Annotated in this window: 13 protein-coding genes; 7 read left to right on the top strand and 6 right to left on the bottom strand. The window is 70.8% G+C overall.

What is annotated here, in order from left to right; translation table 11 throughout:
* The first annotated feature begins 66 nt into the window (after positions 1–66).
* Positions 67–789 (top strand): VIT family protein, encoded by a 723-nt coding sequence (locus Q0Q23_RS00425; protein WP_295117628.1) that lies wholly within the window; start codon positions 67–69, stop codon positions 787–789.
* 45 nt (positions 790–834) lie between these two features.
* Positions 835–1614, top strand: coding sequence for an AMP nucleosidase (locus Q0Q23_RS00420; RefSeq protein WP_295117625.1), 780 nt, complete (start codon positions 835–837; stop codon positions 1612–1614).
* Between the two features lie 25 nt (positions 1615–1639).
* Here the strand turns inward: Q0Q23_RS00420 and Q0Q23_RS00415 are convergent, their stop codons facing one another.
* From Q0Q23_RS00415 to Q0Q23_RS00405, 3 genes are all read right to left on the bottom strand, one after another.
* Positions 1640–3028 (bottom strand): FAD-binding oxidoreductase, encoded by a 1389-nt coding sequence (locus Q0Q23_RS00415; protein WP_295117622.1) that lies wholly within the window; start codon positions 3026–3028, stop codon positions 1640–1642.
* A 97-nt stretch (positions 3029–3125) separates the two neighbouring features.
* Positions 3126–4541: an aspartate aminotransferase family protein gene (locus tag Q0Q23_RS00410; RefSeq protein WP_295117619.1), complete on the bottom strand. Its 1416-nt coding sequence runs from the start codon at positions 4539–4541 to the stop codon at positions 3126–3128.
* A gap of 2 nt (positions 4542–4543) precedes the next feature.
* A complete protein-coding gene (locus Q0Q23_RS00405; protein ID WP_208039325.1) occupies positions 4544–5026 on the bottom strand; it encodes an Lrp/AsnC family transcriptional regulator in 483 nt (160 codons plus the stop codon).
* Positions 5027–5115: 89 nt separating this feature from the next.
* On the opposite strand from Q0Q23_RS00405, the gene Q0Q23_RS00400 reads away from it, so the two are divergent.
* Positions 5116–6573, top strand: coding sequence for a gamma-aminobutyraldehyde dehydrogenase (locus tag Q0Q23_RS00400; RefSeq protein WP_295117612.1), 1458 nt, complete (start codon positions 5116–5118; stop codon positions 6571–6573).
* Positions 6574–6678: 105 nt separating this feature from the next.
* Here Q0Q23_RS00400 and Q0Q23_RS00395 read toward each other — a convergent pair whose 3' ends face one another.
* From Q0Q23_RS00395 to Q0Q23_RS00385, 3 genes are read right to left on the bottom strand one after another with little or no spacing between them, the layout of a single operon-like run.
* Positions 6679–8076: an aldehyde dehydrogenase family protein gene (locus Q0Q23_RS00395; RefSeq protein ID WP_295117609.1), complete on the bottom strand. Its 1398-nt coding sequence runs from the start codon at positions 8074–8076 to the stop codon at positions 6679–6681.
* On the bottom strand, positions 8076–9263 hold the full coding sequence (locus Q0Q23_RS00390; RefSeq protein WP_295117606.1) for an acyl-CoA dehydrogenase family protein: 1188 nt from the start codon (positions 9261–9263) through the stop codon (positions 8076–8078). The genes Q0Q23_RS00395 and Q0Q23_RS00390 overlap by 1 nt, the downstream gene beginning before the upstream one ends.
* Positions 9260–10429 (bottom strand): CaiB/BaiF CoA-transferase family protein, encoded by a 1170-nt coding sequence (locus tag Q0Q23_RS00385; protein WP_295117603.1) that lies wholly within the window; start codon positions 10427–10429, stop codon positions 9260–9262. The genes Q0Q23_RS00390 and Q0Q23_RS00385 overlap by 4 nt, the downstream gene beginning before the upstream one ends.
* Positions 10430–10525: 96 nt before the next feature.
* On the opposite strand from Q0Q23_RS00385, the gene Q0Q23_RS00380 reads away from it, so the two are divergent.
* The 4 genes from Q0Q23_RS00380 to Q0Q23_RS00365 all read left to right on the top strand — a co-directional run bounded on the left by Q0Q23_RS00380 (position 10526) and on the right by Q0Q23_RS00365 (position 14203).
* Positions 10526–11311, top strand: coding sequence for a FadR/GntR family transcriptional regulator (locus Q0Q23_RS00380; RefSeq protein WP_295117598.1), 786 nt, complete (start codon positions 10526–10528; stop codon positions 11309–11311).
* Positions 11304–12041 (top strand): cache domain-containing protein, encoded by a 738-nt coding sequence (locus Q0Q23_RS00375; RefSeq protein ID WP_295117595.1) that lies wholly within the window; start codon positions 11304–11306, stop codon positions 12039–12041. Before Q0Q23_RS00380 ends, Q0Q23_RS00375 begins: the two co-directional genes overlap by 8 nt.
* A gap of 81 nt (positions 12042–12122) precedes the next feature.
* Positions 12123–13370: an FHA domain-containing protein gene (locus Q0Q23_RS00370; RefSeq protein WP_295117592.1), complete on the top strand. Its 1248-nt coding sequence runs from the start codon at positions 12123–12125 to the stop codon at positions 13368–13370.
* Positions 13367–14203 (top strand): PP2C family serine/threonine-protein phosphatase, encoded by an 837-nt coding sequence (locus Q0Q23_RS00365; protein ID WP_295117589.1) that lies wholly within the window; start codon positions 13367–13369, stop codon positions 14201–14203. The genes Q0Q23_RS00370 and Q0Q23_RS00365 overlap by 4 nt, the downstream gene beginning before the upstream one ends.
* The last annotated feature ends 37 nt before the right edge of the window (positions 14204–14240 follow it).

Here is a 14240-nt window from a genome sequence, read left to right as displayed (position 1 = left end):
GATGCCGCGGGTGAGGTTCGGCTGTCCTTGCTGGCAGCGGCGGGCGCGCCTTCTTAGGCTGTCGTCATGAGTTCCGAGATCGTGAACGGACAGCATCCCGGCGAGCCGCATCGGGAGGGCCTGGCCCAGAGACTGAACTGGTTGCGCGCCGGAGTACTCGGCGCGAACGACGGGATCGTATCGGTCGCGGCGGTGGTCGTCGGTGTGGCGGGAGCGACGACCTCGGTCGCCGCCATCGTGACGGCGGGGCTCGCCGCCCTCGTCGGCGGCGCGATCTCGATGGCGCTCGGCGAGTACGTCTCGGTGAGCAGCCAGCGGGACAGCGAGCACGCGCTGATCGCGAAGGAACGGCGTGAGCTCGCCGAAATGCCGGAGCAAGAGCTCGCCGAGCTGACCGGGCTGTACGAGGCGAAGGGCCTCAAGCCGGAGACGGCCAGGCAGGTGGCGATCGAGCTCACCGAGCACGACGCCCTCGCTGCCCACCTGTCGGCGGAGCTCGGCATCGACCAGGACGACGTGGTGAGCCCCTGGCACGCTGCGTTCGCATCGGCGATCGCATTCACGATCGGCGGCATCCTGCCGATGCTCACCATCCTGACACCGTCGGCCGTCCGCATCCCGCTGACGTTCGTGATCGTGCTGATCGCCCTCGCCATCACCGGCTACGTGGCCGCGTGGATCGGCGGAGCGTCGCGCGGCCGGGCGATGATCCGGGTGGTCATCGGCGGGGCGCTCGCCCTCGCGGCGACGTTCGCGATCGGCGCGCTGCTCGGGACGACCGTCGCCTGACCGTCGTCCTCTACGCTGGGCATCAACCGGGACCCAGGGAGAGCGATGAAGGAAAAGGTCGAGATCGTCCGGGACTGGCTGCCGCGCTACACGGGCACACCCCTGGAGGAGTTCGGCGAGCACATCCTGCTCACCAACTTCGGCGACTATGTCTACCGGTTCGCCGAATGGTACGGAGCGGAGGTGCGCGGGACCGACCGCTCGATGCCGAACGCCACGGCCGACGGCATCACGATGATCAACTTCGGCATGGGAAGTCCGAACGCGGCCACGATCATGGACCTGCTGAGCGCGGTGAGCCCCCAGGCGGCGCTCTTCCTGGGGAAGTGCGGAGGCGTCAAGAAGAAGAACCGGCTGGGCGACCTGGTGCTGCCGATCGCGGCCATCCGTGGCGAGGGCACGTCGAACGACTACCTGCCGCCGGAGGTTCCGGCGCTCCCGGCGTTCCAGCTCCAGCGGGGTGTCTCGACCACCATCCGCGATTTCGGCCACGACTACTGGACCGGCACGGTCTACACGACCAACCGGCGCGTCTGGGAGCACGACGACACCTTCAAGACCTACCTGCGGCAGACGCGCTGCATGGCCGTGGACATGGAGACCGCCACAGTCTTCGCCGCAGGATTCGCCAACCACATCCCGAGCGGTGCCCTGCTGCTGGTATCGGACCAGCCGATGATTCCGGAGGGGGTCAAGACGGCCGAGAGCGACCGCAGCGTGACGACCCAGTTCGTCGAACGGCACATCCGGATCGGCGTCGAGTCCCTGCGGCTGGTCAGACGCAACGGCCGCAGCGTCCGCCACCTCCGTTTCGAGGACGACTGACCCGCCGGACGCGAGCGATCGGCGGTCAGTGGCCGGTGAGCGGAGCCATGGCGCGGGCGACGAGGGAGGGACGCCCGGTGGCCCGCTCCTCCAGGTCGGCGCCCTCCATCGCGACCAAGCCCGCGTTCGCGCCGAGGAAGCGCAGCGGCTCGGGCTCCCAGCGGGGTGAGCGGTGGCCGACCCACGGGAGTTCCGTGAGGCCGGTGCGGCGACCCGCGAGCAGGTCGGCGAGCGTCCGTCCGGCGAGGTTCGTGGTGCTGAGTCCGTCCCCGACGTAACCGCCGGCCCACGCCTCGCGCGCGTCGCGGTCGAGTCCGACCGCGGCGTGCCAGTCGCGCGGCACGCCGAGCGGGCCGCCCCAGTGATGGGTGATGCGCACCCCGGCGATCGCCGGGAACAGCTTGCCCAGGGTGCGGACGAGATGGTCGCGCACGCGCGGCGAGCGGTCGTACGACGTGTGGATGGCGCTGCCGAGATGGTAACGGGCGCCCCGTCCGCCGAAGGCGATCCGGTTGTCGGCCGTGCGCTGCCCGTACACGATCAGGTGGCGGAAGTCGGCGAAGGTCTGACCGTGGTCGATTCCGATTCGCTCCCAGACGGCATCCGGCAGCGGCTCGGTCGCGATCATGAGCGAGTAGAGCGGGAGGATGCGGCGGCCCACCTGGGGAATCCGCGAGCCGTAGCCCTCGGTCGCGTTGACGACGGTCCCGGCTGTGACGGTGCGCTCGACGCCGGCCGCCCGCACGCGGACCACGCCGTCGCGCCAGCCCACGACCTCCGTCTGCTCGGCGATGACCGCGCCGCGGCGCTCGACGACGCGGGCCATGCCGCGCACGAGCTTGCCGGGATGGACGCGCGCGCACGCCGGCGTGATGGTCGCGGCGACAGCGTCGGGAACGCCGTAGCGGGCGCGGACGGTCTCGGTGCCGGCGAGAGAGACCCGGTCGACGCCGAACTCCTCGGACTCGGCGAACTCGGCGCGCGCGGCCGCGAGTTGCACGCGGTCACGGGCGAAGGTCACGGTTCCTCCGCGCACGAAGTCGCAGTCGACGCCCTCCGCCTCGGTCACCCGCCCGACCTCGGTCACGGTGTCGACCATCGCTCGCCGCTGGGCCACCGCTGCGCTTCGCCCGTAGCGGGCGGCCAGGGCGGAGGCCGACCACGGGAAGAGCGCTGAGCACCATCCGCCGTTGCGGCCGGAGGCGCCGAAGCCCGCGATCTCCCGCTCCAGCAGGAGGATGCGCAGGTTCGGATCCGCCTCCTGGAGGTAGTACGCGGTCCACAGCCCGGTGAGGCCGGCGCCGACGATCGCGACGTCGACCGTCGCGTCGTCGCCCAAGGGCGGCCGGGGCCGGAAGCCGTCCTCGGCCTCCGCGATCGAGTCGAACCAGAAGCCGACACTGCGGTAGTCCACGCGAATCCTTTCGAGCCGTCGGTGACGGCCAGACGAAAGAGTCCGCGCGCCGCACGGTGGTGCGGCGCGCGGACTCGTCGAGCGTTGCGAGGTGGTGTCAGAGGTGGTTGGACGCCTCGGTGAGCACCGATTCCAGGATCTGCCGGATCTCGACGAACTCGTCCGGCCCGATCGTGAGCGGAGGCGCCAGCTGCACGACGGGGTCGCCACGGTCGTCGGCGCGACAATACAGACCGGCGTCGAAGAGCGCCTTGGAGAGGAAGCCGCGCAGCAGACGCTCGGACTCGTCGTCGTCGAAGGTCTCCTTGGTCGACTTGTCCTTCACCAGCTCGATGCCGAAGAAGTAGCCGTCGCCGCGGACGTCGCCGACGATCGGGAGGTCGAGCAGTTTCTCGAGCTCCGCCCGGAACAGCGGCGAGTTCTCGCGGACCCGCTCGTTGAGGCCCTCCTCCTCGAAGATGTCGAGGTTCTCGAGTGCAACGGCGGCCGAGACCGGGTGACCACCGAAGGTGTACCCGTGGTAGAACGACGTGTTGCCGTGCTTGAACGGCTCGTAGATCTTGTCGCTGACGATGGTCGCGCCGATGGGGGAGTACCCGGAGGTCATCGCCTTGGCGCAGGTGATCATGTCGGGCACGTAGCCGTACTGGTCGCACGCGAACATGTGGCCGATGCGCCCGAAGGCGCAGATGACCTCGTCGCTGACCAGCAGCACGTCGTACTTGTCGCAGATCTCGCGCACGCGCTGGAAGTAGCCGGGGGGCGGCGGGAAGCAGCCGCCGGAGTTCTGGACCGGCTCCAGGAAGATCGCGGCCACGGTCTCCGGGCCCTCGAACTGGATCATCTCCTCGATGCGGTTCGCCGCCCAGACGCCGAAGGCCTCGACATCGTCGGTCGGTGCGCCCATCTCGCCCGCGCGGTAGAAGTTCGTGTTGGGAACGCGGAAGCCGCCGGGGGTCAGCGGCTCGAACATCTCCTTCATGGCGGGGATGCCCGTGATCGCCAGCGCGCCCTGCGGGGTGCCGTGGTACGCCACGGAGCGCGAGAGCACCTTGTGCTTGGTGGGCCGGCCCTGAAGCTTCCAGTAGTACTTGGCCAGCTTGAACGCGGTCTCGACCGCTTCGCCGCCTCCGGTGGAGAAGAACACGCGGTTGAGGTCGCCGGGCGCGTAGTGCGCAAGGCGGTCGGCGAGCTCGATCGCGTTCGGGTGGGCGTACGACCAGATCGGGAAGAAGGCGAGCTGCTCGGCCTGTTTGGCCGCGACCTCGGCGAGGCGCTTGCGACCGTGGCCGGCGTTCACCACGAACAGACCGGAGAGGCCGTCGATGTACCGCTTTCCGTGGTCGTCCCAGATGTGGTGGCCCTCGCCGCGGGTGATGATGGGCACACCGTGGCCCTCCTCCATCACCGACTGGCGTGCGAAGTGCATCCAGAGGTGATCGCGTGCCTTGGCCTGCAGGTCTGCCTCATCGGGTGTGATGGGCTCCCCGAACGTTTCAACGGTTGTCGTCATGGTTATCGCGTTCCCCAGTTGTAGAACTGTTTGTGGAGTTTGAGGTACACGAACGTCTCGGTGGAGAGCACTCCCTCGAGCGTCCGGATCTCGGAGTTGAGCATGGTGATGAGGTCGAGGTCGTTCTCGCACACGACTTCGGCGAGGATGTCGTACGTCCCCGCCGTGAGGACGACGTAGTCGACCGCCGGCATCGCCGCCAGCTTGTCGGCGATCACCAGGGTGTCGCCCGTGACTCGCACGCCGATCATCGCCTGGCGGTAGAAGCCGAGCTGCATCGGGTCGGTCACTGCCACGATCTGCATCACACCCGACTCGGTCAGCTTCTGCACGCGCTGACGCACGGCCGCCTCGCTGAGACCGACGGCCTTGCCGATCTCCGCGTACGACTTGCGGCCGTCCACCTGCAGCTGCTCGATGATCGCTTTGGAGACGTCGTCGATGACCGCTGCCTTCGTGCCGTTCGTTGCCCGAGGGGTACTCATGGAGCGATTCTGTCAGTGGCAGAGCCGTCTAGCAAGCGAATCCGCACTTCAGTACCCGATTCACTGACGAAATCAGTAGACTCCGCGGCATGAGTTCACCGACGAGCACCACTACGGCACCCGAACTGACCAACTTCGTCAACGGCGTGCGCGCCGATGCCCGGGGCAGCGACACCATTTCCCTGATCGATCCCGCCACCGAAGAGGTGTACGCCACCGCGCCGGTCTCGACCGCCGAGGACGTCGCCGACGCCTACCGCGCCGCGGAGGCCGCCTTCGAGATCTGGGGCAACACGACACCCGCCGAGCGTCAGCTCGCACTGTTCCGCATCGCCGATGCGATGGAGCAGCGCGCAGAGGAGTTCGCCGACGCCGAATCGCAGGACACCGGCAAGCCGCGCGGCACGCTCGTGGCCGACGAGATCCTGCTGTCGGTCGATCAGATCCGCTTCTTCGCCGGTGCGGCCCGCAACCTGGAGGGCAGGTCGGCCGCGGAGTACATGCCCGATCACACGTCGTTCATCCGGCGCGAGCCGATCGGCGTGGTCGGTCAGGTGACGCCCTGGAACTACCCGCTCAACATGGCCGTGTGGAAGTTCGCACCGGCGCTGGCGGCGGGGAACACGACGGTGCTGAAGCCGTCGGACACCACTCCGCTGTCGACCCTGCTGCTGGCGGAGGTCGCCGGCGAGTTCCTCCCGGCCGGTGTGCTGAACGTCGTGTTGGGAGACCGCAGCACCGGCGCGGCGATGATCGATCACCCGACGCCCCAGCTCGTGTCGATCACCGGTTCGGTGCGTGCGGGTATGGAGGTCGCCCGGGCCGCGTCCTTCGACCTCAAGCGCGTGCACCTCGAGCTCGGCGGCAAGGCGCCGGTCATCGTGTTCGACGACGCCGACATCCAGAAGGCCGTCGAGGGCATCGTCGCGGCCGGCTACTTCAACGCCGGTCAGGACTGCACCGCCGCGACGCGTCTCCTGGTCCAGGAGGGTGTGCACGACGAGTTCGTTGCGGCTCTCGCGGAGTACGCGCGCGCCAACGCGCGTACGGGGGCGCCGCGTGAGGACGGTGTGCTCTACGGCCCGCTCAACAATGCCAATCAGCTCGCCCAGGTGAGCGGGTTCGTCGATCGGCTGCCCGACCATGCGAACGTCGAGCTGGGCGGGAGACGGCAGGGCGACCGCGGCTACTTCTGGGAGGCGACGATCGTCTCGGGTCTGCGTCAGGACGACGAGGCCGTGCAGAACGAGATCTTCGGGCCGGTGCAGACCGTGCAGCGATTCACCGACGAGGCGGAGGCGCTCCGCTGGGCGAACGGGGTGAGGTACGGTCTGGCGTCGTCGGTGTGGACGAAGGACCACGGCCGGGCGATGCGCTTCGCGAAGGGGCTCGACTTCGGCTGCGTGTGGATCAACACGCACATCCCGATCGTCGCCGAGATGCCGCACGGCGGCTTCAAGCACTCCGGCTACGGCAAGGACCTGTCGATGTACGGGTTCGAGGACTACACGCGCGTCAAGCACGTGATGTCGTACATCGGGGAGTGAGCCCGGCGGCCGAGTGAGCCGCAGAGGGGTCGCGACACGCCGCGAAGCGATTCGCGAAGCGGCGTGTTGCGCCCCTTCGTGGCAACCGGCGGCGTTGGGAGGGGGTCAGGACTCGCGGCGCGGGATGCCGAGCGGGTTCCCGTCGCGGAGTTCGGGCGGGAGGACGTCCTGCGGAGCGTCCTGGTACGCGATGGGGGTCAGCCAGCGGCGGATCGCCGTTGCGCCGACCGAGGTGTGGATGCTCGAGGTGGTCGCCGGCCACGACCCGCCGTGGTGCTGTGCCCAGCCGATCGCGACGCCGGTGGGCCAGCCGTCGAAGAGGAGGCGTCCGGCGATCGGCGTCAGCGCCGCCGCCAGCGCTGCGACATCCTCACCGGTTCCGCGGTGGATCGTCGCCGTGAGCGACGGGCGCAGCACGGAGAGCAGCGCGCCGAGCTCCTCGTCGCCGTACGACACCAGCACGGTCACGGGGCCGAACCGCTCCGTCAGGAACGTCTCCGGCTCCGCCAGGAGCGTCGCGGCGTCGGTCAGGGCGACGGCGGGCACGGAAACGCCCGGCTCGTCGCGTCCCAGCAGGACCGTGACGTCGTCATCGGCGCCGAACAGGTTCAGGGCCTCGGCGTAGGCCGCGCTCATCCCGTCGGTGAGCTGACGGGAGGCCGGAGCCGCGCCGAGCGCCGCGGCCACGGCGTCGTCGACCCCCTCGCCCCTCGGCACCAGCACCAGACCGGGCTTGGTGCAGTACTGGCCCGCGTCCCGGGTGAACGAACCCACCAGGCCCTCGCCGATAGCGGTCGCGCGCTCGCGGGCGGCGGCCCGGGTCACGACGACCGGGTTGATGCTGCCCAGCTCGCCGTAGAACGGGATGGGGTCGGGCCGCGATGCCGCGAGGTCGAACAGGGCGCGCCCGCCACGCTCCGAACCGGTGAACCCGGCGGCGCGCACAGCGGGGTGCTGCACGAGCGCGATGCCGGCCTCCATGCCCTCCACCAGCGCGAACCGGCCGCGCGGGAGCACTCCGAGCGCGAGCTCGGCGGTGCGCCGCGACAGCCGTGGGTGACCCGGGTGCGCCTTCACGATCACCGGACACCCCGCCGCGAGAGCGGACGCCGTGTCGTTGCCGAGCACCGAGAACGCGAACGGGAAGTTCGACGACGTGTACACCGCGACCGGACCGACAGGACGGAGCATGCGCCGCAGGTCGGGGCGCGGCGGGATGAGCGCCGGATCGGGGGAGTCGATCGTGGCTTCGAGGTACGCGCCCTCACGCGCCACCCCCGCGAAGAAACGCAATTGCGCGGCGGTGCGCGTGACTTCGCCGTCGAGCCGCGCTCCGGAGAGATGGGTCTCGTCGGCCGCGAGCGCGACCAGGGCGGCGCGATCGGCCTCCAGAGTGCCGGCGAGCGCCTCGAGCCGGCCCGCCCGCTCTTCGCGCTCGGTCGGACGGAGCGCGGCGGAGGCGGCGGCGGAGGCGGCGGCCTCGACGGTGTCGGCCGCTCCCATCAGAACGCCGCCAGCCCGGTCAGCGCGCGCCCGAGCACGAGCGTGTGGATCTCGTCGGTGCCCTCATAGGTGCGCACCGACTCGAGGTTCGCCATGTGCCGCATGACCGGGAAGGCGTCGGTGATGCCGTCGCCGCCCAGGATCGTCCGGGCCTCGCGGGCGATGGAAAGCGCCTCGCGCACGCTGTTGAGCTTGCCCACGCTGATCTGGGTGGGCGTCAGCCGGCCCGCCTCCTTGAGCCGGCCCAGATGCAGCGCGAGCAGCATCCCCTTCTCGTACTCCACCAGCATGTCGGCCAGCTTCTGCTGCACGAGCTGCGTCGCACCGATCGGGCGGCCGAAGACCTCCCGGGTCGTCGCACGCTCGATGGACACCTCCAGGCACGCCCGCGCCGCGCCCATCGCCCCCCAGACGATTCCGTACCGCGCCTCGTTGAGACAGGAGAACGGACCGGAGAGCCCGCGTGCCCCCGGCAGCATCGCCGCAGCGGGAAGCCGGACCTCGTCGAGCATCACGTCGCACTGCACCGACGCGCGCATCGACAGCTTGCCCTCGATGGGTGTCGCGGTGAAGCCGGGGGTCGCGGTCGGGACCACGAAGCCGCGCACACCGTCGTCCGTGGCCGCCCACACCACGGCGACGTCCGCGAGGGACGCGAGTCCGATCCACCGCTTGGCCCCGGTGATCACCCAGTCGTCGCCGTCCCGCCGCGCGAACGTCGTCATCGCGGCGGGGTCGCTGCCGCCCTGCGGCTCGGTGAGCGCGAAACAGCCGACGCGCTCGCCGCGAGCCATCGCCGCGAGCCAGTCGGACTTCTGCTCGTCGGAGCCGAACTTCGAGATCGCGCTCATGGCGAGCGAGCCCTGGACCGAGACGAACGTGCGCCAGCCGCTGTCGACGGCCTCGAGTTCATGGCAGACCAGACCGTAGGCGACGGCGCCGGCACCCGCGCACCCGGGGTCCTTCAGGTGCATGCCGAGCACGCCGAGCGCGCCCAGCTCGGCGATGAGCTCGGTGCGGAAGTGCTTGTCCTCGAAGTCCTGGGCGATCACGGGTGCGATGCGCTCGGCGGCGAAGCGGCGGGCGTCGTCGCGCCAGCGCCGCTCGTCGGCGGTCAGGAAGTGGTCGATGCTGAACGCGTCGTCGAGCGCGGACGCGGCTGTGCGGGCAGTGGCCGGGGACGTCATGGTGTGGTCCTTTCGGTGCGGGCGGCGACGGTGTCCGTCCAGGCGGGGTCGTGCGCGCCGAGCGGGGGCGGCGGCGTGCGGTGCACGGCAGGGGCCGTGTCGAGCCGGATGGGAGTGGCGGGCTGGCGCGAGGTGCGTCCGGTGGCGGGGTCGACCGTCGTCACGATCGGGTCGAGACCGAGGGCGGTCGCGAACTCGAACGCCTCCGCCACGCTGTTGACCAGGCCGGCCGGGACGCGTGCCGCGCGGAAGTCGGCGACCCAGTCGGCGCCATCGCGGCGAGCGAGGGCGGGCTCGACGACGGCGCGGAGTTCGCGGCGGTTGTGCACCCGCTCCTCGTTGCTGGCGAACCGGGGATCCTCGGCCAGCTGCGCGAGGCCGAGCACGGTCGCGAAAGCGGCGAACTGGCGGTCGTTGCCCACGGCGACGACCAGTTCGCGGTCGGCGGCCCGGAGCAGCTCGTACGGCGCGATGCTCGGGTGCGCGTTCCCGAGCCGGGCGGGGGAGCGACCGGTCGCGAGCGTGCTCGACGCCTGATTGGTGAGGGCCGCCAGCAGGGAGCCGAGGAGGTCGACGTCGACCCGCGCGCCACGGCCGGTGCGGTCGCGGTCGCGGAGTGCGAGCAGGATGCCGGCGAGCGCGTTCTGCCCTGTCAGCACATCCACGAGCGCCACGCCGACCTTGCTGGGCTCGCCGTCGGCCGGCCCGGTGATGCTCATCAGACCGCCGACCGCCTGGACGAGGAGGTCGTAGCCCGGCAGGTCGGCGCCGGCGTCTCGCCCGAACCCGGTGATGGAGCAGTAGATCAGGCCGGGGTTGGTCGCGCGGAGGCTCTGCTCGTCCAGGCCGAAGCGCTCCATGACCCCCGGCCGGAAGTTCTCGACGACCACATCGGCCGTCTCTGCGAGCGCGCGGGCCGCGTCGAGGCCGTCCGCCGTCGTCAGGTCGCAGACGACCGACCGCTTGTTGCGATTGACCGCCCCGAAATAGGTGGACTCGCCCGCCTCGTCGACCGGCGGCCGCCAGGCGCGCGTGTCGTCGCCGTTCGGGCTCTCGATCTTGACGACGTCGGCGCCGAAGTCGGCGAGCATCATGGTGGCGTACGGTCCTGCCAGCACGCGCGAGAAGTCCGCGACGCGCACTCCGGTCAGGATGCCGTCGGTCATGGGGTGCTCCTTCGCTCCGGCGGCGGCCACCACGGATAGCCGAGCCGCACCGCAATCATCCTATACCGAATGATTATGGCGGGCTATCGTGGTGAGGTGACCACCTCCACCCGCGATGCTGCCCGAACCACGCGGCCGGCGCCAGGGGCGCGGGACGCCGTCTTCGCGCAGCTGTCCGATGCCGGGCGCGCGGAGCAGGTGGCTCGCCGGCTCGCGGACGCGATCGTGCTCGGGGTGCTCATCCCGGGCGAGCGGCTGCCGAGCGAAGCGGATCTGGCCAAGCGGTTCCGCGTCGCACTGGTGACGGCCAGAGAAGGTCTCGGGATGCTGCGCGAGGCGGGCCTCGTCGAGACCCGCCGCGGGCGCGACGGCGGCAGCTTCGTCGTGCACCCGGGCGACGCCGACGCGACGATGCTCGCCACGCGGCTGCGCGGCCTTTCGCAGGTCGAGCTCAGCGACCTCACGGTGTATGTGACGGCGATCGCCGCGGGCTGCGCCGACCGGGCGGCCGAACGGTCGACGCCGGCGGACGACGCGCGCCTGGCGGCCTGGCTGGCCGCCGCCGACTTCACCGAGCCTGCCCAGGCGCGACGGAGCGCGGGAGGCTTTCTGCTCGAACTCGCCGTGCTCAGCCAGTCCACCCGGCTGGTGCGCGAGCAGATCCGGTTGCAGGCCGAGTTCGGTCCGCTGCTGTGGCTCGGGATGCGCGATGCCGCACTGCGCGAGGCGACGTCCGCCGCGAGCGGTGCCATCGCCGCTGCGGTGGCCGGGAACGACGCCGAACGCGCGCGCCGCGAGGTCACGGCGCTGCTGGATCGCGTGGCGCGCTGGCTGCTCTCGGCGAAGGCGCGGATCGAGACGGGAGGGACGATCGATGGCTGAGACCATCGCCGGCGCCGCGATCGACAGGGCCGCCGAGCACGTGAGTGTCCTGTTCGCTCAACTCGGACAGCGGCTGGCCGTCTGGAAGGACGCGATCCTCGCCGACGGCGGAGGCGGCGGGATGACGACGACCGCCCTCGACGAACGGGTTGAGGCACTGGTGCTCCCCGCGCTGCGCGAAGACGATCCCCTCCTGGTCGGCGCCGGGTTCGTCGCCGCACCGGAATACACGGGAGCCGAGGACTTGCACTTCGCCTGGTGGCTCGGGCCGCTCGACGAGAACCCGCTCGGCGGCGCGACCAGCGCGCCCACCCGGCTGGATCTGGCATCGCGGTCGTACTCGGACTATCTGCGCGACTTCCACTCCCTCGAGTGGTACAGCATCCCCCTGTCGACGCATCGCACGCACGTCACCGGGCCCTATGTCGATCATCTGTGCGCGTGCGACTACATCGTGACGGTGACGTCGCCGGTCGAGCGCGACGGACGGATGCTCGGAGTGGTCGGCGTGGACATCTACGTGCGCCGTCTCGAGCGCGAACTGCTGCCGGCGATGCTGGCGGTGGGGCGGCCGGTCGTCCTGGTCAACGAGTGGGGCCGCGTGATGGTGTCGACCGAGCCGTCCGTGCTGGTCGGATCGGTGGCAGACATGGCGGGCGGAGAGGCGGAGGGCGCGGTACGGTGCGTCGGAACCCCCTTCCGTCTGGTGGCGGCGCCTCCGGCGGACTGAGTCGACGACTACACTCGGTCAGATACACGTCCTACATCGGGGAACTGCCCCGGTCCGTCGCAGACCTGGAGGAACCCCCACGTGGCTCCCGGCTTCACGCGGTACGCCCCGACCGCCGGCCCGTCGCGCTGGCTGCTGATCGCAGGGCGGCGATTCGTCGCCTGCGTGGAGAGCACGGCCGCCGACAGCATCATCGACGCCGTGTGGTGGCTCGCCGAGTCGGAGCTGGCGACCATCGAGTCGGTCGTGGGAGCGTTCCCGCTCGCCGGACCGGACAGCGTGCGGTCGTTCGCCGTCGCCGAGCTCGGCGAGCCGAACGCGCAGGGCGAGATCGTGGTGACCGCCGTGGTCCGCGGATCCGCCGTCCTCGACGTGTTCTCGGTGGGCGGTGCGCGGCGGTTCGGCTCCGGCGGCGTGCAGCCCTGGGTCCTCGCCGAGTTCCGCAACGTCACCGGCCTCGCCCTCGGCGGCGACGACCTGCCGACCGGACCCGTCGCCCGGATCGCCGTCGGATCGTTGCCGCTCGGCCTGGGGGTCGTGGACGGCGAGCTGCTCACCTGGTCCGGCAGCCCGATCGAACGTGTCGAGCGTTCCGCCGGGCATCCGGGCCTGCATGATGGCGTCGAGGCCGAGCCGGGGAGCATCGACGAGACCATCATCCGCGACCGGGCTCGGAGCTCCAGCCTCTTCCCGCGGCACGACGGCGCGACCGAGCGGGCCGAGTCGCCGGAGGCCGAGCCGGTGGGCCAGCGGGTTCCCGTCGCGCACGAACTCCCCGGTGCCATCGACATCGAAGAACCGGGGACGGCCACCGAGCAGCGTTCTGCGGTGGAGTCCCGCGACACGCCCGGCGCGGCGACAGACCGGCCGGCGGGGCGCTCGGAGCCGACCGTGGAGGCTCCCGAACCCGTCGTCGCTCCCCGGCGGTTCGCCGTCCGGGTCGGTCCGGGGGACAGCATCGGCCTCGAGGTGCCGATCCTGGTGGGCCGCCGGCCGGCGCCGCCCCGCGTGGAGTCCGGCGCGCTGCTGCGTCTCGTCACGGTCTCGTCTCCCGAGCAGGAGGTCTCCTCGACCCACCTCCGCATCGAGCAGTCGGGGGACGCCGTGGTCGTCACCGATCTGCGCTCCACCAATGGGACGGTCGTTGTCCGCCCGGACGGCGACACCTCCCGGCTGCGGCCCGGCGAGTCCACCGTGGTCCTCTCGGGCACGGTTGTGCACATCGGCGACGGTAATATCATCGAGATCACCGCCGTCCCGGCCGACGACGCAGAGGGTGCCCCTCGGTCGGCCTCGGAGGCGGACCGTCGAGAAGAAGGACGCGAGTGACCCAGATCGGTCGCACCAACCGTCGCCACACCGTGGTGGTCCCGGGCGGTGCTGATGCGCGCATCAGTCTCGCGTGGGCTGCGCTCAGCGACACGGGATACCGGCGCAGCGTCAACGAGGACAGCCTGCTGGCGCGCTCGCCGATCTTCGCCGTCGCCGACGGCATGGGCGGCCACACCGCCGGCGACTTCGCCAGCACCGCCGTCGTGACGCGGCTCGCCGAGAAGGTCAGGGCCGACTTCGTGAGCGAGACGTCGTTGACCGACGCGCTCCGCGACGCGGTCGCCGATATGACCCGCGGGGTCGGCCAGACCGACCTCGGCACCGGCACGACCGTGACGGGCATCGCGCTCACCCTGGTGGATGGCGCGCCGTACTGGCTCGTGTTCAACATCGGCGATTCGCGCGTCTACAGCTTCCGCGACGGAACGCTGGAGCAGCTGACCGTGGACCACTCGATCGTGCAGGAGCTGCTCGACGCCGGTGCGATCACGCCCGAGGAGGCGGAGGTCCATCCGCACAGCAACGTGATCACCCGAGCCGTCGGCTTCAACGAGGATCCGGTGCCGGACTACTTCCTGCTCCCGATCGTCGCCGGATCCCGGCTGCTGGTCTGCTCCGACGGGCTCACGAAGGAGCTGACCGAGCACGGCATCCGCTTCTTCCTCGGCGAGGGAAGCTCCCCGCTCGACGCCGCGCAGCAGCTGATGGACGCGGCGCTCGGAAACGGCGGCCGGGACAACGTGACCGTGGTCGTCGTCGACGTGCTGGCGACGCCGGAGAGCGGCGTGCATCGTGAGGGTTTCCCGCGCCGAGCCGCGCGCCGGCACTGACGGGTCGCAGACAAGGGCTCCAGGCACCGCGGAACGC

Source organism: uncultured Leifsonia sp., from assembly GCF_945957465.1.
In the GTDB taxonomy this organism is placed as follows: domain Bacteria; phylum Actinomycetota; class Actinomycetes; order Actinomycetales; family Microbacteriaceae; genus Leifsonia.
The sequence above is the reverse complement of the archived record's forward strand: the minus strand, read 5'-3'. Positions and strand labels throughout refer to the sequence as shown.

Coding starts and splice junctions, on each gene's coding strand:
- Q0Q23_RS00425 (WP_295117628.1), top strand. CDS start 67: ATGAGTTCCGAGATCGTGAACGGACAGCATCCCGGCGAGCCGCATCGG.
- Q0Q23_RS00420 (WP_295117625.1), top strand. CDS start 835: ATGAAGGAAAAGGTCGAGATCGTCCGGGACTGGCTGCCGCGCTACACG.
- Q0Q23_RS00410 (WP_295117619.1), bottom strand. CDS start 4,541: ATGACGACAACCGTTGAAACGTTCGGGGAGCCCATCACACCCGATGAG.
- Q0Q23_RS00405 (WP_208039325.1), bottom strand. CDS start 5,026: ATGAGTACCCCTCGGGCAACGAACGGCACGAAGGCAGCGGTCATCGAC.
- Q0Q23_RS00400 (WP_295117612.1), top strand. CDS start 5,116: ATGAGTTCACCGACGAGCACCACTACGGCACCCGAACTGACCAACTTC.
- Q0Q23_RS00395 (WP_295117609.1), bottom strand. CDS start 8,076: ATGGGAGCGGCCGACACCGTCGAGGCCGCCGCCTCCGCCGCCGCCTCC.
- Q0Q23_RS00390 (WP_295117606.1), bottom strand. CDS start 9,263: ATGACGTCCCCGGCCACTGCCCGCACAGCCGCGTCCGCGCTCGACGAC.
- Q0Q23_RS00385 (WP_295117603.1), bottom strand. CDS start 10,429: ATGACCGACGGCATCCTGACCGGAGTGCGCGTCGCGGACTTCTCGCGC.
- Q0Q23_RS00375 (WP_295117595.1), top strand. CDS start 11,304: ATGGCTGAGACCATCGCCGGCGCCGCGATCGACAGGGCCGCCGAGCAC.